This window comes from Streptomyces sp. NPDC030799 (genome assembly GCF_055572255.1).
This window is the reverse complement of sequence record NZ_JBVIDS010000006.1, coordinates 376,409-400,797: the sequence shown is the minus strand read 5'-3', so window position 1 is coordinate 400,797 and position 24,389 is coordinate 376,409. Positions and strand designations below refer to the sequence as shown.

The window sequence follows — 24,389 nt, the reverse complement described above, 5'->3', positions numbered from 1 at the left end:
TAGGCTGTGCAGAGTCGTGGACTCTAAGACCTCCCCCCGGCCGTCCCCCCCACTTTGGTGTCCGGGGGGGAGGGGGGGAGGGGCCTGCTGGGTGCGCACCCGCCGGCCCCATGGATCTGCACGGCCTCGGAGGCGTGCCGTGCGGCGGCCGTGGAGGCGAAGTACTTGGCGATCATCGTCGCCATGATCGTGTCCGCGTCACCGGCGTCCTTCAGTCGCGCGGCCTCCAGACAGAGCAGCCGGGCCGCCGCCGCGTCCGCCACCATGTCCGACAGCTTCGCCCTGATGAGCTGGCGCTCCCGCAGCGGCATGCCGCCCACCTCGCGCCGTGACGTACGGCGGGCGCTGGCGTCGAGGCACGCCTGCAGGATGCCGACCGACCCGGCCGCCACACTGAGCCGGCCGAGGTCCAGCACCCCCGTCAGCACCATGCCCGAGGCGAAGGCCTCCGGACCGAGCAGTGCCTGCGGGCCGAGCGTCACTTCACGCAGGTCCAGCCGCGCCAGCATGCTCGCTCTGGTGCCCAGCATGTCGTCCACCGGTACGACCTCCAGACCGGGCGCACCGCGCTCGACGAGGAAGGCCGCCACCCCGTGCGGCGTGCGCGCGAAGACCAGGAAGACACCCGCGAGTTGCCCGCCGGTGATCCATGTCTTGGTGCCGTTCAGCACCCATCCGTCGTCCTTGCGGACGGCCGTCGCGGTGAGCGCGGTGGCGTCGCTGCCCACCTCCGGCTCGGTGAGGCAGAAGGCGCCCAGCACCCGGCCCGCGGCCAGGTCGGGCAGCCATCGTGCGCGCTGCTCGGCACTGCCCCAGCGCTGGATCGCGTAGGACACCATGCCGTGCACGGTGAGCAGGCTGCGCATCGAGGAGCAGCCGCGCCCCACCTCCTCGTGGATCTCCGCGAGGGCACGGAACGACACCCCGGAACCACCGGCCGCCGTGGGCAGGAAGGGTGCCCACAGGCCGGCCGCCGAGACCGCCTGAAGCAGGGTGCCGGGCACCCGGCCCGCCCGGTCGTAGTCGTCCGCGTGGGGAACGATGTGCGTCTCGGTGAACGCGCGTGCCGAGTCACGATCGAGTACGGGTGCCGCGTCTAGAGGCAGGCCCTTCACACCGGATCGCCCCCCGATCCGGCGGCCAGCGGCTGACGGTCGATCAGGGCCGCCATGGACGCAACCGTGCGGAAATTGTCGAACCTCAGCTCCTCGTTCGGTATCACGAAACCGAAGGAGCTCTCGATGAACATCACCAGCTCCATGGCGAAGAGGGAGTTGATGAACCCCAGAACGAAGATGTCCTCGTCGTCGGCGAAGGAGATGTCCGGGAAACGCCCTTTGATGAAGGCGTGAATACGCGCGGCTGTGCTGTCGGTCATGGTCACGCCCCCGATTCCGTCGGTGTCGTGTACGAGTAGAAGCCCTGGCCCGTCTTCCTGCCGTGCAACCCGGCGTCGGTCATCTGCTTCAGCAGCGGGCACGGGCGGTACTTGCTGTCGCCGAAACTGTCGTGAAGAACCTGGATGCTGTAGAGAATGGTGTCCACGCCGATCAGGTCGGCGGTCTCCAGAGGGCCCATGGGGTGGTCGAAACACCCCCGGAACACCTCGTCCACGTCCCGGGTGGTGGCCACACCCTCATGCACCAGGAAAGCGGCCTCGTTGATGGTCAGCATGAGAACCCGATTGGATACGAAACCGCTCGCATCCCGGACCTGAACGGGTTTCTTGCCCAGCGACGAAAGGAGCTCCCGGGTGCGCTGAAGCGTCGTTTCGGAGGTGTGATGGCCCGGAATGAGTTCCACGACCGGCTTCAGTGGCACCGGGTTCATGAAGTGCACGCCGACGACCCGGTCCGCACGGTCGGTGGCCGACGCGATACGGGTGATGGGAATGGCCGACGTGTTGGCGATGAACACGCACTCCTCGGCCGCGACGGCGTCGAGCCGCGGGTACAGCTCCCGCTTGAGGTCCCAGTTCTCCGTGATGTTCTCGACGACGAACTCCGCCGACGCGAGCGCCTTGAGGTCGGTCTCGAACGCGACCGCGCCCAGGACGGCTTGTTCGTCCACCGGGGGACCGCCCAGGAGACGGCTCATCCGGCAGTTCCGCTCGATCTGCCGACGTGCCTTTTCCAGGGTCGCGTTGTCCACGTCGATCAGTACGACGCGGTGGCCGGCCTGTGCCGCGGTCTGCGCCACACCCGTTCCCATGATCCCTGCGCCCACGACGCCCATCACGGTCATGGTTCACTCCGTCCTCTCATCGCCGTAAGCTTTGGGCCGCATCTCGGCGACGGTCAAGGAAATCCCCGGTCCCGAATCCCCGCAGCCGCTGACACCTTGTGGACGGCAGCTTGTTGTCACCGGCATCGAGTGGACAACGCCGTCACACCCCGCCGCACACTGATGCGTCATCGACGAATGACGCGTGCCATGGGCGAAGGGAACCGTGACGTTGGAGCAACCGATACGTGACCATGACATTGCGGTGATCGCCATGTCGGGCCGATTTCCCGGTGCTGCGGATGTCGGGGGTTTCTGGGAGAACCTCGCGAGCGGCGTGGAGTCGTTCACGCATTTCACCGATGACGAACTGCGCGCCGCAGGTGTCGACGAACGGATCATCGAGCACCCCGACTATGTCAAGGTGCGTCCGGTCCTGGACGACATCCGCGGATTCGACGCGCGTTTCTTCGGCTACAGCCCGCGCGAGGCCGAGGTCGCCGACCCGCAGCAGCGCATCTTCCTGGAATGCGTCTGGGAGGCGCTGGAGAGCGCCGGATACGGCAGGGCCGACACGCGCGGCCGGGTGGGGCTCTTCGCGGGCGCCAACTTCAGTATGTACATGGTCAACCGCTTCGTCGGTCCCGCGCTGCCGCACCTGGACCCGTACGAGCTGATGATCGGCAACGACAAGGACGCGCTGGCCACCGTCATCGCCTACCGGCTGGACCTGACCGGCCCGGCCGTGTCCGTGCAGACCTTCTGCTCCACGTCCGCGACCGCCATGCATCTGGCGTGCGAGAGCCTCCGGCGCGACGAGTGCGAGATCGCCCTGGCCGGCGGCGTCTGCGTCCGTGTCCCCGACCGCGTCGGACACATGTACTTCGAGGGCGGCATGGAGTCGCCCGACGGACACATCCGGACCTTCGACGCCAAGGCGCGCGGCGGCATCTTCGGGGACGGCGCCGGAGTCGTCGTCCTCAAGCGGCTGAGCCGGGCGATCGCCGACCGTGACACCGTGCTCGCGGTGATCCGGGGCTCCGCGATGAACAACGACGGCGCCTCCAAGTTCAGCTACACCGCACCCAGCGTCGTCGGACAGGCGGCCGCCGTCGCCGCGGCCCTGGCCGACGCGGAGGTGTCACCCCGCGACGTGTCCTACGTCGAGGCCCACGGGACGGCGACGGAACTGGGCGACCCCATCGAGGTCGCGGCCCTCACCCGCGCGTTCAAGTCGGCCGAACTCGACCGCACCGGCAAGGCGCTGGACGACCGCAACTACTGCGCGATCGGCTCGGTGAAGACCAACGTCGGCCATCTGGACCGGGCCGCCACCGTCGCCGGACTGATCAAGGTGGTCCAGGCGCTGCGGCACGAAGTGATCCCGCAGTCCCTCAACTTCGAGACCCCGAACCCCGAGATCGATTTCGCACGCAGCCCGTTCTACGTGGCCGGCAAGCAGGTGCGGTGGGCCCGCCAGCAGGGCCGCCCGAGGATCGCGGGCGTCAACGGCCTCGGCATGGGCGGCACCAATGTGCACCTGGTGGTCCAGGAGGCCCCCGACCCCAGGCCGCGTCCCGTCGACACCCGGCGCTGGCACCTCCTGCCGCTCTCCGCGCAGGTGGAGGCGGCCGCCGAGGAACAGCGCAGCCGGCTCGCCCGGCATCTGAAGACCCATCCGGAGACCGCGCTGGCCGATGTCGGCTTCACCCTGCACCAGGGACGTTCCCAGTTCCGGCACCGGCAGGTGTGCGTGACGGACTCCGCGGACGCCGCCGCCGCGGCGCTGGTCGGCGAGACCCCGGCCGGCGCCTCCCTGCTGGTCCGGCACGACGACACCCGCGGACGCCGGGCGGCCTTCATGTTCGCGGGCGTCGGCGAGCACTACACCGGCATGGTCGCCGAGCTGTACCGGACCGAGCCCGTCTTCCGCCGTCATGTCGACCTGTGCCGGCAGCTCCTCGCCGAGTTCTCGCCCGTCGACGTGATCACCCCGCTCACCGCCCCCCGGCAGACATCCCAGCAGGGCGGCGACCTCGCGGCCCTGCTGGGCCGGCGCGGTGACACGCCGGCGCCGGCGGACCCCTTCGCGGACACCCGGGTGGCGCAGCCCGCCGTCTTCGTCGCCGAGTACGCCCTCGCCGCCACCTTCCTGGAATGGGGCCTCGCGCCGGCCGCCGTCCTCGGATACAGCGTCGGCGAGTACGTCGCCGCCTGCGTCGCCGGCGTGTTCTCGCTGCGCGACGCGCTGCGGCTGGTCGCCCACCGTGCCGAGCTGATCGCCGAGCAGCCCGCGGGCGCCATGCTCGCCGTCGCCCTCACCCGGGACGAGCTGCACGTCCGGGTGCCCGACCTGGACGCGCGCGGCATCGACATCGCCGCGCACACCCCGGGACAGACCGTGGTGGCGGGACCCGTGACAGCGGTGCGGGACCTTGCGGACGAGCTGCGGAACCGGCAGATCGTCTGCCGGGAGCTGTCCACCACGCACGCCTTCCACTCCCGGATGCTCGCCCCCAAGGCGGAGGAGCTGACGTCCTGGGTCGCCGAGCACATCACCCTCTCCGTACCGAGCCTGCCCTGCCTGTCCAACGTCACCGGCGAGGAGATGGACGCCGGCCTGGTGACCGACCCGTCGTACTGGGCCCGTCACATGTGCGCGCCCGTGCGTTTCGAGGAGGGGCTCGGCAATCTGCTGGGCCGTCCGGACACGGCCCTGGTCGAGATCGGCCCCGGCAGGTCCCTGGGTGCCATGGCCCGTGCCCACACGGCATGCGACCGCTCCCGCTGGCCGCTGATCGTCTCCACGCTGCCCGCCGCCGGCGAGGACCGCGGCGACGACCGTGCCCTCGCGGAGGCCCTGGCCGAGCTCTGGCTGAGCGGTGTGGACCTCGACTGGGACGCCTACCACCGGGCCGGCCGTGACTTCCAGCCCGGCCGGGTGACGCTGCCCACCTACCCCTTCCAGCGCCAGGAGTACTGGTTCAACGCCGACTGGAACCCGGCCCACCCCGCCCCGGACGGCCTCTTCCAGGACGACCGGGTGCCCGAGGGATACGAGGAACTGCCGCTGCTGCCCGAGTCGCAGTGGCTCCACCTGCCCGTCTGGCAGCAGCGACTCCCGCGTCCGGCAATGGCGGACCCGGGCAACGACTGGACCGTCTTCACCGACGACGGCGAGGCGGACCGGATCCTCGACGGGATGCGGGACAAGGGCGCCACCGACGGGCGGCGCGTGATCCTCGTACGTCCCGGGGACCGCTTCTCCCAGGACGGCGACACCTACCGCATCAGGCCCGGCAACACCCAGGACACCCTCGAACTCTTCGCCGCGCTCCGGGAACGCGGCCGGCTGCCGCAGCGGGTGCTGCACCTGTGGACCCTGCACGACGGGCCCGCCGAGGAGACCGTCCGGCGCGGCACACACACCCTGATCGCGCTCGCCCGCGCCTCACAGGAGACCGGGCTCGGCACCTGGGGGCTCGACGTCGTCACCGCGGGCGTGCACCAGGTCGCCGCCGACGACCCGGTCCGCCCCGAACGCGCCACCGTGCTCGGACCCTGCACCATCATCCCGGTGGAGTGCCCGGGCACCACGGTGCGCTCCATCGACCTGGTCCACGGCGCACCGCCGCCCCTCGACCAGCTCCTGGCCGAACTGGCCACCGATCCAGGCAACCAGACGGTCGCACTGCGCGGCGGCCGGGTGTGGACGTGCGACTACCAGGCACTGGAACTGCCCGCGGAGCAGCCCCCTCCGACCGTGGGTACGCCGCTCCGGCACGGCGGTGTCTACCTGATCACCGGTGGCCTCGGCGGAATCGGCCTGGGCCTCGCGGAGCGTCTGGTCAAGGAGTACCGGGCGAGGCTCGTGCTGTTCGGCCGTACCCCCGTGCCACCCCGTGACCAGTGGGACGCCGTGCTCGCCGACCCGGCGGCCACCGAGGAGGTGCGCCGCCGCATCGAGGGGCTCAGCCGGCTCGTCGCCGAGGGCGGCGAGTTCGTCGTGGTGCCCGGCGACGTCTCCCGGCCCGACGACACCGAGCGCGCGGTCACCACCGCGGTACGCGAGTTCGGTGCCCTGCACGGCGTGCTGCACGCCGCCGGTGTGCCGGGCGTCGGCATGATGCAGTTCAAGACCACCGAGGACGTCGACCGGGTGCTCGCTCCCAAGGTGGCCGGCACCCTCGCGCTGGCCCAGGCCATCGAGCGGCTGCCCGAACCGCCCGACTTCATGCTGCTGTTCTCGTCCGTCGCCTCGGTGACCGGCGCCCTCGGGCAGGCCGACTACTCCGCCGCCAACGCGTTTCTGGACGCCTTCGCCTGCAGCGGCCGGCTGCCCGGCACCCGGGTGCTCTCGGTGGGCTGGGGCGAGTGGGAGTGGAACGGCTGGAAGTCGGGCCTCGACGGCTACGAGCCGGTGCTCCGGGCCTTCTACGAGATGCACCGCGCCCGCTTCGGCATCAGCTTCGACGAAGGCTGGCGCTGCCTGCACCAGGTCCTGGCCCGCCCCGAGCCCCATCTCTTCGTGTCGACGCAGGACTTCTCCGCGATGGCCCGCGGCAGCCGCGACTTCACCATCGAGGACGTCCAGGAAGGCGCCCGGCGCGGGCGAGGCGAACAACGCCATCCGCGCCCCGACCTGTCCAGCCCCTATGTTCCGCCGCGCACGGAGGCCGAGACCGTGATCGCCGAGATCTGGGCGGAAGCCCTCGGCGTCGACAAGGTCGGCGTCAACGACAACTTCTTCGACATGGGCGGCAACTCGCTTCTCGGCGTGGGCATCGTCGCCGCCATCCGCCGGTCACTGGAGCTCGAACACCTGCCGGCCCATGTGATCTACCAGGCGCCCACGGTCGCCGCCCTCGCGGCACTGACCGTCGAGAAGGAGCCCGAGGACGAGGACGCCACCGGCGACCGGTCGTCGCAGGCACAGAACCGGGCAAGGCAGCGCCAGCAGCGGCTGGAGCGCCGGCGGGCCACTCAGCGGGGAGGGAGCAGCGATGTATGACGAGGACCACGAGGCCGACTACGACGCCGCCGTCGCCGTCATCGGCATGGCGGGCCGGTTCCCCGGCGCGTCCGGCGTGGACGAGTTGTGGGCCAACCTCCGGGCGGGCCGGCCGGGGCTGCGCGAGCTGGACGAGGAACAGCTGACCGCCGCCGGTGTCAGCCCGGCGCAGCTCGCCAACCCCGCCTACGTGCGCGTGGCCGGTCCGCTGGAGGGGGTGGACCTCTTCGACGCCGGGATGTTCGGCTTCAGCCGCGTCGAGGCCGAGTCGATGGACCCGCAGCACCGGCTGTTCCTGGAGTGCTGCTGGGAGGTGCTGGAGCGCAGCGGCTACCCGCCCACGCAGATGCCCGGCCGGGTCGGCCTGTTCGCCGGGTGCGGGCACCCCGACTACAGCTACCACGTGGCCCCCCGGCTGATGACCGAGCCGGGCGGGGAGCTGCTGATGGCGGTCGGTCTGGAGCGGGACTCCTTCTCCTCGCTGATCTCCTACAAGCTGGGCCTGACCGGCCCCAGCGTCACCGTGCAGACCTTCTGCTCCACGTCCCTGGTGGCCGTGCACATGGCCGCGCAGTCCCTGCTCAACTTCGAGTGCGAGACGGCGATCGCCGGCGGTGCGTTCATCCCGCTGCCGCAGCAGGTCGGTTACGTCCACCAGGAAGGCGGCATCCTCTCGCCGGACGGCACGGTCCGCGCCTTCGACTCCGGCGCCCGCGGCAGCGTCATCGGCAGCGGGGTGTCCGCCGTCCTGCTCAAGCGGCTCACCGACGCCATCGAGGACGGCGACCACATCGAGGCCGTGATCCTCGGCTCGGCCGTCAACAACGACGGCCGGGCCTGCGCCGGATACACGGCGCCCGGCGTCGACGGCCAGGCCGAGGTGATGGAACAGGCCATCTCCTTCGCCGGTGTCGCACCCGAGACCATCGGGTACGTCGAGTGCCACGCCACCGGCACCCAGCTCGGGGACTCCATCGAACTGGCCGCACTGGCCCGGGCGTTCCCCAGGCATCTGCCGCGCCCCGTCGTCCTGGGCTCCCTCAAGCCCAGCATCGGCCACCTGGACCGCTCCTCAGGGACAGCGGGACTGATCAGGGCGTCGCTCGCCCTGAAGCACAAGGTGCTGCCGGCCACGCCGAACTACGAGAACCCGAACCCGGCGCTCGCCACGGAGCGGGACCGGTTCACCGTGCTGGACCGGGACACCCCGTGGCCCGACGAGGCGCAGCCACGCCGCGCCGGCGTCAGCTCGTTCGGCCTGGGCGGCACCAACGCCCATGTGGTGCTGGAGGAGCCGCCGGTCAGGCAGCGGCCCGAGCGGCGCCCGGCACCGCGGTTGCTCGTGCTGTCCGCGCGGGACGCCACCGCGCTGGACGAGGCGACCCGCAATCTGGGCCGGCACCTTGCCGAACAGCCCGATCTCGACCTGGCCGACGTCGCCTTCACCCTGCAGCGGTCCCGCACGCTCTTCCCCGTACGGCGCGCGTTCGTGTGCACGGACCTGGCGGAGGCGAGCGCCGTGCTCGCCGACCCGGCCCGCTGGCCGGCCGTCCGGGAGGAGCGGCACGAGCCGGTCGTGGAGCTGTCCGCACCAGGTGCCGGTGACGAGCCGTCGGAGACCTGGTGGCGGGAGCTGCACACCGCCGTCGAGCGCCTGGTGCCCGGCAGCGCCCGTCCGTCCGGTGCCGCGACCGGGCAGGAACAGGCGCGCGCGGCGGTCCTGGACGCGCTGGCCCGACTGGGCTGCCGTACCGGAGTACCGGACGACGCCGCGGCCGGGAGCGTACGCCACCTCCTGGAACCGGCGGCGGGCGACGACCCCGAGCGGTGGTTCCTCACCGCGCTGGGACAGGCGTGGACGGCCGGCGCGGCGATCGACTGGACGGTACTGGACCGCGCCGGAGCGCTGCGGGTACCGCTGCCCACCTACCCCTTCCAGCGCCGCCGCTACTGGGTCGACCCGCCGGAGTCCCTGCTGCTGCCCGGCGCCGGGCAGCCGGAGGACACCGGGCGCCGGGACGACGTCGAGCAGTGGACCCATGTGCCCGCCTGGCGGCGCCGGCACGCCGACCCGGTGGATCCCGAGGAGCTGATCCGTGCCGCCGGGCCCTGGCTGGTGCTCGCCGCCGACGCGCTCGGCACGGAACTGGCCGCCCGGGTACGGCAGGCCGGCGGTGACGTCGTCGTGGCCCGGCCCGGGCCGGAGTTCGGCGGTGACGTGGCGGAGGGCTTCACCTTCCGGCCCGGCGCCGCGGAGGACGCACACCGGCTCATCGGCACCCTCGACGCGACACCGCGGACCGTCGTCCACGCCCTGAGCCCCGCCTGCACGGGCCTGCCCTTCGAGGAACAGCTGCTGCACGGCTTCGAGACGGTCCGCACCCTGGTGGGTGCGCTCGCGGCTCACGCCCCCGCGCAGCCCGTCGACCTGCTCGCCGTCACCCGGCAGGGCGTGCAGCTCGCCGGCTCGGCACCGCACGACCCGGCGCAGGCCGCGCTCGGCGCGCTGCTTCCGGTCCTCGCCCAGGAGAACCCCGGCTGGGTGTGCCGCCAGGTCGACCTCGGCCCGGCCGCCGGTGGCGCCGCCGCGCTCCGCGCCGAGACCGCCGCCCTGCTGAACGAGGCGCTCGTCGCCCACGAGGGCCCGGTCGCGCTGCGCGGCACCGAACGCTGGGTGCGGACCTACGAGCCCAGGCCCCTGCCGGGCACCGCCCCGCAGACGCGCGCCGGCGGTCCGCTGCGCCCGGGGGCGACCGTGCTGATCACCGGTGGCCTCGGCCATGTCGGCCTCGTCCTCACCCGCCACCTCACGCTGAACCTGGGCTGCCGGGTGGTGCTGACGGCGCGTACCCCGCTGCCCGAGCCGGAGTGGTGGCCGCAGTACCTCACCGAGGCCACCGACACGTCGGCCAAGGCCTTCCGCTACGTCAAGGAGCTGTCGGAGCTGACCGGGAAGGGCGCCGAGGTGCTGGTGCTCGCCGCCGACGTGGCCGACGCCGGGCGCATGAGCCAGGTGGTGCGGACGGCCCGGGAGCGGTTCGGCGACCTCTCCCTGGTGGTCCACGGCGCCGGCGTCTCCGACCCGGCGACGTTCGGCCCCGCCCACATGGTGTCCGACGAGGGGTGCCGTGCCCACTTCAGGGCCAAGGTCGGCGGTTTCCTCGCCCTGCGGGAGGCGCTGCGCGGGCTGGACGTGCCGGTCGTCGCCCTGTCCTCCCTCTCCGCCGTCCTGGGCGGACTGGCGCTCGGGCCGTACGCCGCGGCCAACGCCGCCCTGGACGCCTGTGCCGTGGCGGAACGGGCCGCCGGCCGCGGGACCTGGCTCACCGTCAACTGGGACACCTGGCGCCCGGAGGTCCAGGCCGTCGGCCACACCGGCGAGTTCGACATGGAGCCGCACGAAGCGGTCGACGTGTTCGAGCGGGCCGTCGCGGCCCTCGACCACGTCGACCACCTGGTGATCTCCACGGGTTCGCTGGCCGCCCGGTACGACCGGTGGATCGTACGGACCGACGAGGCCGCCGACCGCAAGGACGACGCCGTCCGCGACCCCCGCCCCGAGCTGTCGACGCCGTACACGGCACCGCGGGACGGCACGGAACTGGCTCTCGCCGAGATCTGGGCCGGGGTGCTGCGGTTGGAGAAGGTCGGCGCGAACGACGACTTCTTCCACCTCGGCGGCACGTCCCTGCTGGCGATCCAGCTCATCGCCCGGGTCCGCGAGAAGCTGGGCGTGCCCGTCCCCGCGACGGCGCTGCTCGGCTATCCGACCGTGCGCGGCCTCGCCGCCCAGATCGACGAGGCCCGGGCGGCGGAGGAGGACACCGGCAGCTGACAGCAGGGACGGATCAGCTGGCGGGCGGCGTGTACCGCTCCTGGTACATGCCGCCCGCCCCCACCCGTACACCTGCCTGGAACCTGCTGACCGCGTCCAGGTCGCGCAGGACGGCGGCGATATGGCGGCGGCAGGTGCGCACCGAGACGCCGAGCCGCCGGGCGACCGCCTCGTCGGTGAGGCCGTCCGCCAGCAGCCGGATGATGGCGTCGTGGAGGCTGCCCTCCACCGGCCGGTAGCCGTCGGCCTCCGACGCGTACGGATGCGCCCCCGACCAGGCCGGCTCCACGATGTCCAGCAGCATCCGGACCGCCGAACGGCTGCGCACCATCACCCCGGCCGAGGTGCCGGCGTCCTCGCCGGTCCTCTCCGCGAGGAGGAAGGCGACCTCCGCATCGAAGATCATCAGCTGTCGCGGCAGCTGGTCCGCCGTGCGGATCTCCGCGCCGGCGCCCAGCAGTTGGCCGAGGGCGCGCCGCGCGCGGATGTCCGAGCGGGCCGCGTGCTGCAGCAGCAGCCGGACCCGGACACCGCGCGCCCGCAGGCCCAGCGCGCCGACGGGCGGCACAGCCGCGCCGTCCCCGTCTGCGCCGGACAGATGCCCCAGATGCCCGTTGGGCAGGAACGCGATGTACTGCCCGGTGCAGTGCTCCGCCGCCACGGACAGCTGCTCGGCCAGTTGCCGGTGGTCGTGCAGCTCCACGAGGGACGGGGTCTCCGCGCCCGGCTCGTTGCGTGGCCTGGTCTGCGTGTAGTGCGGCCGGAACGCGTTCAGTTGCCGCCGTAGCTGGCTGATCGTGGCACGGCGCCGGTGCACCTCCTCGTCGATGGGCAGGATCAGGGACGCCGAGGCGACGTCCGGATCCACCGGCACGAGGACGGTCCGCGCTCCGCCCGGCTGCTCGCGCAGCAGGTGCAGACGTCTGAGCTGACGTACCGCGCGGCGCAGTTCCTCGGGATCGAGCCCCAGTTCCTCGGCCACGCGCGCGTCGTCCTCACCCGGGACGAGACGGCCGCGCCGCAGCGCGTGCGCGTAGACGGCCGCGGACTGCGGACTGGGGGCGTCGAGCCCGGCCGTCAGGGGGAAGAGGTCCGTGTTGTCGTCGGTGAGTTGCATCGCGATCCTCTACTGCCTGCTGCCTGTCCCTTACACCGCCGCGCCGGCTTCGGCGAGGGCCTCGTCGACCCGGCGGGCCAGGTCGCGGACGGTGGGGTATTCCAGGACGGCCACTCCGGGGACGTTGACGCCGAAGGCCTCCCTGATGCGCACCGCCAGTTGCTGCGCGACCAGCGAGTTGCCGCCCAGGTCGAAGAAGTCCTCGTCCAGCCCGATCCGGGAGATGCCGAAGGCCTCCTGCCACAGCTGGGCCAGCCGTTCCTCGGTCGTCGTCGCGGCGGGCTCGGCGACCTGTGTGCGCTCCGAACGGACGGCGACACCCGCGAGTTCTCCGCCGGTCGCGGACTCGATGTAGGAGGACATCTCGGCGATCCGGCGCACCCGTGTGTCCAGGGGCTCCCGGCTGACGACGTACCGGGTCTCGCCGACGCTGCCCAGCACACGCCACAGCAGGGACAGCCCCTCCTCGGGGGTGACGAGCAGTTCCGCACCCGGGATGCCGGGACGCGCCACGACCGGTTCCGGGGCCGCGGGACGGGGACCGGCCTCGCGGCGCGCCGCCGGCGCGGCGTCCTCGGCGCCGCCCAGCTCGGCCGCCCTGAGGATGCGGATCGTGAATCCCTCGATCGTCACCAGCTCGCGCCCTTGTTCGTCCAGGACGCCGATGTCGTACGCGGCGGTGTCGCTGAGCGCTTCCTCGTCCGTCGTGACGGCCCGGACGTGGCTGTGCAGCCGGGCCGGCAGGGCCTCACGGACGATCAGCCTGCGGTAGCCGACGGGCAGCCAGGTCCTTCCGTCCGCCTTCAGCTCGGGCAGGAAGAGGCTGAGCGAGGTGGCCCCGTCCAGCAGCGAGGGGTGCAGCACGAAGTCGGCGAGGTCCGTGTCCGTCCCCGGTCGCAGACCCAGGGTCGCGAGGTGTTCGCCGTGGCCGATGCGGAACGTCTCCAGCACCGGCCAGTGCTCGCCGAACCGGACGAGGTGCGCACCGGACTCCGCCTCGCCGGGCTCCGGCGACCACAGCAGCCGGTCGCACCGTTCCATCAGGCCCGGCAGGTCGCGGACCTCGGGTTCGGCGTCGCCGCGGTACGGGGTGATCCTGGCCCGTGCGTGGTGCTGCCAGCGCGCCTCGGCCAAGTCCGCGGGCCGGCTGCGCACGGAGAAGTCGTACACGCCGGGTCCGACCCGCTGTCCTCGGACCTGCAGTTCCCGTTCGTGGTCGATCGCCAGGGGGCGGCTGAAGAGGACATCGCTCATCTCCACGGGCCCGGGTGACACCGCTTCCTGGTAGGCGGCCCGCATCAGTTCGATGTACGACGTGCCCGGCAGGACTTCGGAGCCGCCCATCCGGTGGTCGCTGAGCACCCAGTGGAAGCCGGGTTCGACGATCCTGGTGAACGTGATCTCCGTGTCGTCCTCGTGCAGCGGGCGCCCGCCGAGCAGCGGATGGCCGGACCGGGCGGGCACGCGGCCCTGTTCCAGTTGCCGGAAGGCCCGGGGGGCGGCGTCCTGCGTGTCGCCGATCATGCCCACCTCGGTCCAGCCGCACCAGTTGACGGCGACGGTGTGGCAGTCGTCGTCCTGGCGGGAGGCCGCGTAGGCGTCGAGGAACGCGTTGGCGGAGCAGTAGTCCACCATGCCGTAGTCGCCCGACACCGCGACGATGGAGGAGAACAGCACGAGCAGTTCGAGCTCCCCGCCCAGCAGGCGGTCCAGCACCAGGGTCCCCTCGACCTTGGGCGCGAGCACCGCGTCCGCCTGGTCGGCGGTCCGCATCGCCGCGAGGCCGCCGCCGGGCACTCCGGCCGCGTGGAACACGCCGTGGATACGGCCGAAGCGCTCCTGCGCCGCCTCGACGACCTTGCGCATGGCGGCCTCGTCCGTGACGTCGGCGGAGGCGAGCAGTACCTCACCGCCGAGTTCCTCCACCTCCCGCACCCCGAGGATCCGCCGGCTCACCCGGTCGTCGGTGCCGTAACGCTCCAGATGGCCGTCCCAGTCCGCGCGTTCGGGCAGGGGGGTGCGGTTGACCAGCACCAGACGCGCGCCCGCCGTGCGGGCCAGTTCCTTCGCGGTCTCCAGACCGATGCCGCCGAGGCCGCCCGTGACGAGGTAGACACCCCGTCGGCGCAGGGTCCGGGGCAGCTCGGACCGCTGCGACAGGGTGACGGGCTCATGGTCCGCCACCCAGCGGCGCCCGGCCCGGTAGGCGACCAGAGGGTCGGCCACAGGTGTGTGGACCTCGTCCATGATCCGCTCCACCGGCGTCCCGGCGCCGACGTCGACCAGCTGGAAGGCGAGGTGCGGCGTCTCGTGCGGGATCACCCGGCACGGCCCCTGCACCAGCGCCTTCGCCGGCTCGACCGGGTCCGTGCCGGTGACGTCGCAGGAACCCGACGTCAGCACCCGGATGTCCACCTGACGCTCCGGCCAGCGCTCGATCAGCGCCTGGGACAGGAACAGCGGGCTCAGGAAGCCGGTGTCCCGCACCCGGCCGACCTCGGCCCGGTCGAGCACGGGAGCGGCGGCCGGCCCGGCCGTCCAGGCGTGCACGATGTGCGCGGGCCGGTGTGCGCGCGCGTCGAGCGCCGCGCACAGCGAGTCGTAGTCCGCGCGTTGCGCGGGGGCGAGGGTGAAGCGGTCGTCGCCCAGATCGGCGAAGGCCTCGCCCGGAGTCACCCGGACCACGTGGGCGCCGCGCGCGGCGAGCGTCCGGGCGAGGTCCCGGGTCCAGCCGTCGTCGTACCCGAGGACCAGCCAGGACTCGGTGGAGTCGGTGACGTCGCGTGGGCCGTCCGCCGGTGCCAGGGGCCGTCGCCGCCACACCGGGACGAAGGTCGCCTCCTCGGCGGGCAGTTCGGTGGGCACGGCCGCCGGAGCCGTCTGCGGCTGCTCGGTGTCGTCCGGGTCCGGTTCGACCCAGTGCCGCTTGCGCTCGTACGGGTAGCCGGGCAGGGCGACACGCCGGCGTGGCGCGCCCTCCCGCAGCGCCGCCCAGTCGACGTCGACGCCGTGGGCCCACAGAGCCCCGGTCGCCTCGGCGAGGACCTGGTCGTCGGCGCGCTCGGAGTCGGCGCGGCGCAGCGACGGTACGACGGCGGCGCCGCGCGGCAGGATCTGCCGGGCCAGCGTGGTCAGCGTCTGACCGGGACCGGCTTCGAGCAGCACCGCGCCCGTCTCGGCCACGGTTGCGCAGGCCTGGGAGAACCGTACGGTGCCGCGCAGCTGGTCCGCCCAGTAGCCCGGGTCCGTGGCCTGCTCGTCGGTGAGCCAGGTGCCGCTGAGCGTGGACACCACGGGGATCCCGGGCGGCTGCGGCGCGGCCTCGGCGACCGCTTCCCGGAACGGGGCGAGTACCGGGTCGAGCATGGAGGAGTGGAAGGCGTGGGAGGTCTCCAGCCGTTGACCGCGCACCCCGTTCATGGTGAGCCAGTCCCGCAGGATCTCGATCTCGTCCTCCGGACCCGCGACCACACAGCTTCTCGGCCCGTTGACGGCGGCGAGGCAGAGGCTGTCCGTGAGCAGCGGTTCGAGGTCGCTCTCCGGCATCTGCACGGCCAGCATGGCGCCGGCCGGCATGGACTGGGTCAGCCCGCCGCGCAGCGCGACCAGACGCAGGGCTGCGGGCAGCGTGAACACGCCGGCCAGGCAGGCGGCCGCGTACTCCCCGATGCTGTGCCCGACCATCGCCACGGGCCGGACCCCGCGGGCCAGCCACAGCCGGGCGAGGGCGTATTCGGTGACGAAGAGGGCGGGTTGCGCGAGGTCCGTCTGCCGCAGTCGGCCGGCCATCGCGGGGTCCGCCTCGTCCGGGGCGGTGCACAGGTAGGGACGCAGGTCGAAGCCGAGGTCCTCGCGCAGCAGCTCGGCGCAGGTGTCCACGGTCTCCCGGAACACCGGCTCACGTCGGTACAGGCCGGCCGCCATGCCGATCCGCTGGGTGCCCTGCCCGGGGAACAGGAAGGCGGCCCGCGCGTTCTTGCGGGCCTCGGCGGTGACGCCGCCGGTGCCTTCCAGCGCGGCGACGGCCTGAGCGGTGTCCCGGCAGACGAGCGCGGTGCGGTGCCGCAGCAGACGGCGGCCGTCCTGGAGGGTGTGGGCGACGTCGGCGAGCGGCAGTTCCGGATGGGTGCGCAGGTGGGTGGCGAGCCGGGCGCGCAGCGCGGTGAGTGCCGTCTCGGTGCTCGCCGACAGGGGAAGGACCTCGTACCCGTCGTCCGCGCGGTTGTCGGTGCGCGGCGGAGCGGGGGGCGCCTGCTCCACGATGACGTGCGCGTTGGTGCCTCCGATGCCGAACGAGCTGACCGCCGCCCGCCGCGGGGCACCGGTCCCGGGCCAGGGGAGCTGTTCGGTGTTGACGTAGAACGGGGTCTCGTCGAACCCGATGCGGGGGTTGGGCGTCTCGAAGTTGATGACGGGCGGGACGACCCCGTGCTTCACCGACAGCACGGCCTTGATCAGCCCGGCCACACCCGCGGCCGGGCCGAGATGGCCGATGTTGGCCTTCAGCGACCCGATCGGACACGACTGCGTGGCCGTGCTGCCCGCCTCCCGGTAGGCGGCGGTCAGGGCCGCGACCTCCGTCGGGTCGCCGACGGCCGTGGCCGTGCCGTGCGCCTCGATGTAGCCGATGGTGTCCGGGTGCGGATGGCCGGCCGCGGCGAGAGCGCGTGCGATCACCGCCGCCTGTCCGTCGGAACTGGGCGCGGTGAAGCCGCGCCGGGTGGCGCCGTCGTTGTTGACGGCGGAACCGATCAGCACCGCCTCGATGTGATCGCCGTCGGCGACCGCGTCCTCGTACCGTTTGAGGACCACCGCGCCCGCGCCGTGACCGAAGTTGGTGCCGGTCGCCTTCGCGTCGAAGACCCTGACATGGCCGTCGCGGGAGTAGATGCTGTCTTCCGTCCACAACTGCCCCGCGTGGTACGGCAGCATGATGTTGACGCCCCCGGCGAGGGCCATCGTGCACTCGCCGGCCGCGAGGGCCTGGCAGGCGCTGTGGACCGCCACCAGGGACGTGGAGCAGGCGGTGAACATGGACACGGCCGGGCCCTCGCACCCCAGGGCGTAGGCGACGCGCGTGGCGAGGTAGTCCGGGTTGTTGCTGATCTCGACGGCCATGTCACCCACGGCCGCGCGGACCGTGCTGTTCTCGTAGACGTTCTGGAAGTGGTAGCGGTCCGGTCCGCTGCCGCCGAACACGCCGATCGGCCCGGCGTAGCGCCGCGACTCGTACCCGGCGTGCTGCAGCGCGCTGTGACACACCTCCAGGAACACCCGCTGCTGAGGATCGGTGATGTCGGCCTCGCGCGGGTGGTAGCCGAAGTAACCGGCGTCGAAGCCCTCGATGTCGTCCATGAGGGGACGCCGGCGAACGTAGTCGGGATGGGCGATGCGCTCCTCGGACACCCCGCAGGCGCGCAGCTGGTCGTCGCTGATCTCGGTGAGGGACTCCACCCCCGCCAGGAGATTCGCCCACAGCCCGTCGATGTCGCCGGCCCCGGGGAACCTGCCCGCCATGCCGATGACGGCGATCCTCTGCGCCGGCCCGTCCCCGCCCGCCTGTGCCCTGTGCATGTACGAATCCCCCTACAAAGCCCGCTGGGGCGACCGAAGCTACGCGAGCGGCCGGGCGTCAGCCACGTCAGATTTGCGTGACCCGGCCCGTCGGCCCCGTGCGCCCGGTACGGCCGGCGACCGGCCCTGGGCCATCGGGCATTTGCATGTCACACCCTGAACGACAGGTGAATGTGACATTGCTTGGCACCCCGTCGCCCTTCCTAGGCTGGGCCGCCGGACGGAACTGGGGATGCAGGGGGACCTATGTCGGAAGAGCTGCGCGAGGACCACATCGCCATCGTGGGGATGGCCTGCCGGTTCCCCGGAGCCGATACCCCCGAGGAGTTCTGGCGGAACCTCGCCGCAGGCGTCGAGTCGATCACCCGCCTGTCCGAGGAGGAACTCGCCGCGGCCGGTGTGGAACCCCGCGTCTACCGGCACCCCCGTTACGTCAACGCGGCCGCCCTCATCGACGACATGGAGGGCTTCGACGCACGGTTCTTCGGCTACACCCCGCGCGAGGCCGAGGTACGCGATCCCCAGGGGCGGATGTTCCTGGAGGCCTGTCATGCTGCCATCGAGGACAGCGGATACGACGTGACCCGGCTGGATGGCCAGGTCGGTGTCTTCGGGGGCATGGCCAACAACTTCTACGGCGAGCGCAACGTGGCGCGCAACGCGGCCGCGATGGCCGCCGTCGGCGGCATGGCCATCGAGGTCAGCAACAGCCCCGACTATCTCGCCACCACCGTCTCCTACCGGCTGGGCCTGCGTGGTCCGAGCATCAACGTGCAGACCGCGTGCTCCACTGCGCTGGTCGCCGTACACCTCGCGAGCCAGGCGCTGCGCGGCGGCGAGTGCGACTACGCGCTGGCCGGCGGGGTCGAGGTGGAGTTGCCGTACCGCACGGGCTACACGTGGAGCGAGGGCGGCATCTACTCCCGCACCGGGCAGATCCGGCCGTTCGACGCCGACGCCTGCGGGACGCTGTTCGGCACCGGGGTCGGCGTCGTCGCCCTCAAGCGGCTCGGCGACGCACTGCGCGACCGCGACCATGTCTACGGCGTGATCCGCGGCTCCGCCGTCAACAACGACGGCGGTGACCGGGCCGGTTTCACCGCCCCCGGGGTGCGGGGCCAGACACAGCTCGTCATGGAGGCGTTGGCGGTCGCCGAGGTGCATCCCGACACCATCGGCTTCGTGGAGGCGCACGCCACGGGCACCCTGGTGGGTGACCCGATCGAGGTGGCAGGGCTGACCCGGGCGTTCCGCACGGCCGGGGCCACCGGGGTGGGTGCCTGCCCCATCGGCTCGGTCAAGGCCAACATCGGCCACCTCGGGCCCGCCGCGGGCATGGCCGGACTGATCAAGGTCTGCATGGGCCTGCGGCACGAGGCCATCGCGCCGAACATCAACTTCGACCGGCCCAACCCGAACCTCGACCTCGACACCAGCCCGTTCTACGTCCCCACCACCGTCACCCCCTGGAAGCGGGGGGACCGGCCGCGCCGGGCCGGGATCAGCTCCTTCGGCATCGGGGGCACCAACGCGCACGTGGTGATCGAGGAGGCGCCGAGCCCGGCGCACCGTGGCGAGCCCGGTCCGGCACCCCGCCGCCGTGTGTTCGTGCTGCCCGTGTCGGCGCGTACCGCCACGGCAGCGGAGGAGGCGGCGCGCCGGCTCGGCCACCATCTGAACGAGCATCCGGACATCGACCTCGCCGATGTGGCGTACACCCTCCAGAACGGCCGTACCGCGCACCCGCACCGCCGGGTCGTCGTCAGTGACTCGGTCACCGAGGCGGCACACGCCCTGCAGGCCCCCCACTCCAGCCGCCAGGTCAAGGCGCCGGGCCCCGCCCCCGCCCGACGGGCGATGCTGCTGTTCCCCGGGCAGGGCGCCCAGTACGTCGGCATGGGCCGGCAGCTGTACCGGACCGAACCCGTCTTCCGGCAGGCCGTCGACACCTGCGCCGACCTGCTGCGCCCGCATCTCGATGCCGATCTGCGCGAGCTGCTGTACCCGGCGCAGGAGTCGGAAGCGGCGCGTGCCCGGCTGCGCGAGACCCGCTACAGCCAGCCCGCCCTGTTCGCCGTCTGCTACGCCCAGGCGCAGCTGCTGCACAGCGCTGGCATCCGGCCCGAGGGCATGATCGGGCACTCGGTCGGCGAATACGTCGCCGCCCACCTCGCGGGCGTCTTCACCCTCCCGGACGCGCTCGCGGTTGTGGCCGCCCGCGGCAGGCTGATGCAGGCGATGGCGCCCGGCGGCATGCTCGCTGTCGCCGCGCCCGAGGCGCAGGTGACCGCGCTGCTGCCGGACGGCGTGGAGATCGCCGCGGTCAACGGGCGGCTGAGTACCGTGGTGGCCGGCCCCCTGGACGCCTTGCAGACCGTCGCCGAGGCCTGCGAGGCGAACGGCCTCGGGTGTCACCGGCTGGAGACCTCGCACGCCTTCCACACCCGGATGATGGAGCCGTGCCTGGAGGAGTTCACCGCCACCGTGGCCCGGTACGGCCCGCAGGCGCCCCAGGTGCCCTTCGTGTCCAACGTGACCGGGACCTGGATCACCGACGACGAGGCCCGCGACCCCGCCTACTGGGCTCGGCACCTGCGCTCCCCGGTCCGTTTCGCCGACGGCATCGGCACCCTCGCCGCCGGTGACGTCTGTCTGCTGGAGGCCGGACCGGGAGACACCCTGACCCGGCTCGCCCGGCAGGGCGTGGGATACGAGGCGGTGCCCATCGTGCCCACCATGCGGCACCCGCGGCGGGACGCGGCCGACGACGCCGTGTTCGCCGCGGCCCTCGCCGACGCCTGGGTGAACGGTGTGGTGATCGACTGGGAGGCATGGTCGCAGAGGCCCGAGCACGGGCGGGTGCCGCTGCCGACCTATCCCTTCGAACGGCAGCGCTACTGGGTCGACCCCGACCCGGTGGCGCCCGGCGCGGCCGCCCCGGAGGAGACCGGACGGCTGCCGGTGGAACGCTGTGCCTTCGCCCCGAACTGGCAGGAGGCACCGCTGCCGAGCCCGAGGCCCGACCTCGCGCCCGGCCACTGGCTGGTGTTCGGCTCCGGTCACCCCGTGGTCGACTGCCTGGTCGAGGAGTTGCGCGGCAGCGACCGGAACCGGGTGACCGTGGTCCGCGCGGGCGACGGATTCGCGAGGCTCGGGGCAGCGGAGTTCACCGTACGGCCCGGCGCGGCCGCCGACCTGGACGCGGTGCTGGCCGAGCTGACCGACGACCCGCCGGGCCAGGTCGTCCACGCCTTCACGCTCACCGAGCCCGATCCGGACGCGGACACCGACCCGCTGTCCGCGCAGAGCATCGCCGACGCCCTCGACCGCGGCTTCCACAGCCTGCTGCACCTGGGCCGGCAGCTCGACACCCTCCAGCAGAGCAGGAGCGGTGACGAGCCCGGAACCGTCCGCGTGTACGTCCTGTCCAGCAATGTGCAGGAGGTCTCCGGCACCGAGCACCTGGAGCCGGCCAAGGCACCGGTACTGGGCCCCGCACTGGTCATGGGGCGTGAGATCACGGGCGTCAGCTGCCGCTCGGTCGACCTCGCCCTGCCCAGTGACGAGTCGCCGCGCGTCATGGCGCGCCGGCTCCTCGACGAGTTCACGGCGTCCGCCGAGGACCGTCAGGTGGCCTGGCGCGGCCGCAAACGGTGGTCTCTCGGCCACCGGACCGTGCCGTTGGAGGAGCCTTCGGCCACTCCGGTCGTGCTGCGGCCCTCGGGCACCTATCTGGTCACCGGCGGGCTCGGCGCGCTGGGCCTCGCCGTGGCCGAGGACCTGTCCCGGACGGGCCCGGTCACGCTGCTGCTGGCGGGCAGATCCCCGCTCCCGCCCCGGGAGCAGTGGCGGACGACCGCCGACGATCCCGCGACCGAGGAGGGGCTGCGCCGCAAATTGCGCGCCCTGCTGAGCATCGAGGAGCGCGGCGCCACCGCCGTCCCGCTGCGCTGTGACGTGTCGGACGAAGCGGCGCTGGCGGCGGCACTGGCCGAGGTCCGCGCCGGCCATCCCTCCGTCACCACGGTCCACGGGGTGTTCCACGCCGCCGGTGTCGCCGGCGGCGGCATGATGGCCGTCCGCAGCGACGAGGACATCGCGCGGGTTCTCGCCCCGAAGGTGGCCGGCACGCTCGCCCTGCACCGTCTGCTCGGCGCCGAGGCCGACTTCCTCGCCCTGTTCTCCTCGGTCATCGCCGTCGACGGACTGTTCGGTCAGGTCGACTACTGCGGGGCCAATGCCTTCATGGACCGCTTCGCCGCCTTCGCCGCCCGCCGTGGCGCTCCGGTGGTCTCCATCGGCTGGTCGGGCTGGCAGGACTTCGGCATGGCGGTCGAGACCGCCGCACCGGAGGCCTTCCGCCGGCTGGAGTTCGGCGCTCGCTCCGAGCCCGCCCAGCACCCGCTGCTGCACCACGTCACGCGCCGGGGCGAGGTGGTCGAGTTCAGCACGGTGCTGGAGCCGGGCGGTCACTGGATCACCGCCGAACACCGGCTCGGCGACACCGACCTGCTGGTCGGATCGGCCCTGGTGGAGATGGCCGACGGCGCCTACCGGGAGGGCGTGGGCGGCGCCGCGGACATCACGGGGCTGGTCTTCCTCGGCCCGGTCGCGGTGAACGAGCCGGTCGAACTGCGCATCACCCTCACCCCCGACGGTCCCGCCCACACGGTCACCGTGTCGGCGTCGCCCGTCGGCGAGGGGCGGCGGGTGTGGACCGAGCGCATGCGCTGCCGGATGGAACCGTCCGGCACCGAGCCGGCCCCCGCCCGCGATCTGGCGGGCATCGCGGCGCGCTGCCGCAAGTTCTCGGTGAGCCGGGAGATGCTCGACACGGCTGCCCGGCTGATCCAGTTCGGCTCCCGGTGGACGGGCAGCATCCGGAGCATCGACGTGGGAGACCGGGAGGAGCTGTCCCGTGTCGAAATCCCCGAGCAGTACCGCTCCGAGACGGCCCTGTACCGGCTGCACCCCGCGCTGCTCGACGCAGCCGTCGACGCGAAGTACGGCGCCGACCGGATCGAGCGCGGCGACGCATACCTGCCGATGGGCTACCAGCGCATCCGTGTGCACGAGCCCATACCGTCCGGGTTCTGGGTGCACATCCGCCGGGTCTCCGAGGACGGGGCGGAGGTGGGCACCACCGACGTGACGCTGCTCGGCGACGACGGGCGCGTGCTGGTCGACATCACGGGCTACACGGAACGCCGGATCCCGCCGACCGCCATCCGCGCCCTGGCGGATTCCGGTACCGCGCCGCTCGCGGAGGGTGCGGGGTCCACGCCCGCCGAAGCCGTGGTCCGGGACGTCAACACCGAGGGCCTGGCCGAGTTCGGCATCACCGCCGAGGAGGGACTGGAGACACTCCGCCGCATCCTGCACTGGCGTCCCGAACCGTATCTGATCGTCTGCCCCACCGGGATCCACGAAGTGCTGCGGCGCTTCGACGCCCTGACCCTGGAGACGGTCCAGCGGGAGCTGAGCGGCAGCCGGGTCACCAACCGGCCGGCGTCCGGCGCGGAACGCATGGTGGAGACCGCGTATGCGCAGCCGGAGACGGAACTGCAGCGGGCACTGGCCGGCCTGTGGGCCGACACCCTGGGCGTCGACGGCATCGGCATCGACGACGACCTCTTCGAACTCGGCGGCAACTCCCTGGTGGCCGTGCAGGTCGCCGCCCGGATACGTGACACCCTCACCCTCGCCGTACCGATCGCGGCGCTCTTCGATCATCCGACCGTCAGGGAGCTGGCCGAGCACCTGAGCGGTGCGGGCGGGGACGAGGAAGACCGGACAGAGGCGACCGGGGAGCACGGGGGAGCAGCGGTATGACGTCCTCACTGGACCCGTGGATCAAGCTCGCCCGCCACCTGGACTCCCCCCGCATGCGCCTGGTCTGCTTCCACCACGCGGGCGGCGGTGCCTCGTACTTCAAGGACTGGCCGGCCGCCCTGGCCCCGTACGGCGTGGAGGTGTGGCCGGTCCAACTGCCGGGAAGGGAGAGCCGCTTCAAGGAGCCGAAGGCCACCGACCTGGCGGACCTGACGGACGAACTGGTCCACTTTCTCGGCACGAAGCTCGCCACGGTGCCGTACGCCGTCTACGGACACAGCGTGGGCGCCTTCGTGGCCTGTGCCTTCGCGGCCCGTATGGTGCGCCTCGCTCTGCCCGGTCCGTGCCATGCGTTCCTGGCCGCGGCCCGCCCCCCGAGCCACCCCGACCCCGATGCCCCGCTCCACCGGATGAGCGACGAGGCCCTGCTGGCCAAGCTGGAGACCTACGGCGGCATCCCCCGGGAGCTGCAGGCCTATCCGGACCTGATGGCCATGGCCGTGGCCACCGCACGAGCCGACCTGCGGCTGACCGAGACCGCCTCCTGGCCCGAGCGGCCCTGGCTGGAGTGCCCCGTGACCGTGGTCGGCGGCGACCGCGATGTCACGGTGCCGGTGGATCTGCTGCCGTTCTGGCGCGAGGTGACGTGCGGCGACACCGATGTGATCACCGTGTCCGGGGGCCATTTTCCCGAACCCCGCATGCCCACCAGGATGATGGAGGCGATTCGACGTGCCGCACACACGGGCGGACCAGGAGCCGGTCGCCCCGGGCTCTGGGCCTGGCTCTGAGCCGGC

The 24,389-nt window shown here is 72.5% G+C and carries 9 protein-coding genes; 4 read left to right on the top strand and 5 right to left on the bottom strand.

The annotated features are described in order from the left end of the window. Positions 1–23: 23 nt before the first annotated feature. From ACZ41I_RS17905 to ACZ41I_RS17895, 3 genes are read right to left on the bottom strand one after another with little or no spacing between them, the layout of a single operon-like run. Positions 24–1,115: an acyl-CoA dehydrogenase family protein gene (locus ACZ41I_RS17905; RefSeq protein WP_468514542.1), complete on the bottom strand. Its 1,092-nt coding sequence runs from the start codon at positions 1,113–1,115 to the stop codon at positions 24–26. Further along, the gene (locus ACZ41I_RS17900; RefSeq protein ID WP_468514594.1) at positions 1,112–1,378 is read right to left on the bottom strand and encodes an acyl carrier protein; all 267 of its coding nucleotides are present in this window, start codon (positions 1,376–1,378) and stop codon (positions 1,112–1,114) included. Before ACZ41I_RS17900 ends, ACZ41I_RS17905 begins: the two co-directional genes overlap by 4 nt. A 2-nt stretch (positions 1,379–1,380) precedes the next feature. Then, the gene (locus ACZ41I_RS17895; RefSeq protein ID WP_468514541.1) at positions 1,381–2,244 is read right to left on the bottom strand and encodes a 3-hydroxyacyl-CoA dehydrogenase family protein; all 864 of its coding nucleotides are present in this window, start codon (positions 2,242–2,244) and stop codon (positions 1,381–1,383) included. A gap of 211 nt (positions 2,245–2,455) precedes the next feature. Between ACZ41I_RS17895 and ACZ41I_RS17890 the strand changes: the two genes are divergently transcribed. Continuing rightward, the gene (locus ACZ41I_RS17890; protein WP_468514540.1) at positions 2,456–7,234 is read left to right on the top strand and encodes a type I polyketide synthase; all 4,779 of its coding nucleotides are present in this window, start codon (positions 2,456–2,458) and stop codon (positions 7,232–7,234) included. Then, a complete protein-coding gene (locus ACZ41I_RS17885) occupies positions 7,227–11,069 on the top strand; it encodes an SDR family NAD(P)-dependent oxidoreductase (RefSeq protein ID WP_468514539.1) in 3,843 nt (1,280 codons plus the stop codon). The genes ACZ41I_RS17890 and ACZ41I_RS17885 overlap by 8 nt, the downstream gene beginning before the upstream one ends. Positions 11,070–11,082: 13 nt before the next feature. Here the strand turns inward: ACZ41I_RS17885 and ACZ41I_RS17880 are convergent, their stop codons facing one another. Both ACZ41I_RS17880 and ACZ41I_RS17875 read right to left on the bottom strand, forming a co-directional pair. Next, a complete protein-coding gene (locus ACZ41I_RS17880; RefSeq protein WP_468514538.1) occupies positions 11,083–12,186 on the bottom strand; it encodes a helix-turn-helix transcriptional regulator in 1,104 nt (367 codons plus the stop codon). Positions 12,187–12,216: 30 nt separating this feature from the next. Further along, complete coding sequence (locus ACZ41I_RS17875; protein WP_468514537.1) at positions 12,217–17,760, bottom strand: type I polyketide synthase; 5,544 nt, start codon at positions 17,758–17,760, stop codon at positions 12,217–12,219. 246 nt (positions 17,761–18,006) lie between these two features. Here ACZ41I_RS17875 and ACZ41I_RS17870 point away from each other — a divergent pair, with 246 nt between their 5' ends. After that, positions 18,007–23,592, top strand: coding sequence for a type I polyketide synthase (locus tag ACZ41I_RS17870; protein WP_468514536.1), 5,586 nt, complete (start codon positions 18,007–18,009; stop codon positions 23,590–23,592). After that, positions 23,589–24,383, top strand: coding sequence for a thioesterase II family protein (locus ACZ41I_RS17865; protein ID WP_468514535.1), 795 nt, complete (start codon positions 23,589–23,591; stop codon positions 24,381–24,383). The genes ACZ41I_RS17870 and ACZ41I_RS17865 overlap by 4 nt, the downstream gene beginning before the upstream one ends. Positions 24,384–24,389: the final 6 nt, after the last annotated feature.

Excerpts from the sequence above, each read along its gene's own strand:
- ACZ41I_RS17900 (WP_468514594.1), bottom strand. The coding sequence starts at position 1,378 with ATGACCGACAGCACAGCCGCGCGTATTCACGCCTTCATCAAAGGGCGT.
- ACZ41I_RS17875 (WP_468514537.1), bottom strand. The coding sequence starts at position 17,760 with ATGCACAGGGCACAGGCGGGCGGGGACGGGCCGGCGCAGAGGATCGCC.
- ACZ41I_RS17880 (WP_468514538.1), bottom strand. The coding sequence starts at position 12,186 with ATGCAACTCACCGACGACAACACGGACCTCTTCCCCCTGACGGCCGGG.
- ACZ41I_RS17870 (WP_468514536.1), top strand. The coding sequence starts at position 18,007 with ATGTCGGAAGAGCTGCGCGAGGACCACATCGCCATCGTGGGGATGGCC.
- ACZ41I_RS17865 (WP_468514535.1), top strand. The coding sequence starts at position 23,589 with ATGACGTCCTCACTGGACCCGTGGATCAAGCTCGCCCGCCACCTGGAC.
- ACZ41I_RS17885 (WP_468514539.1), top strand. The coding sequence starts at position 7,227 with ATGTATGACGAGGACCACGAGGCCGACTACGACGCCGCCGTCGCCGTC.
- ACZ41I_RS17895 (WP_468514541.1), bottom strand. The coding sequence starts at position 2,244 with ATGACCGTGATGGGCGTCGTGGGCGCAGGGATCATGGGAACGGGTGTG.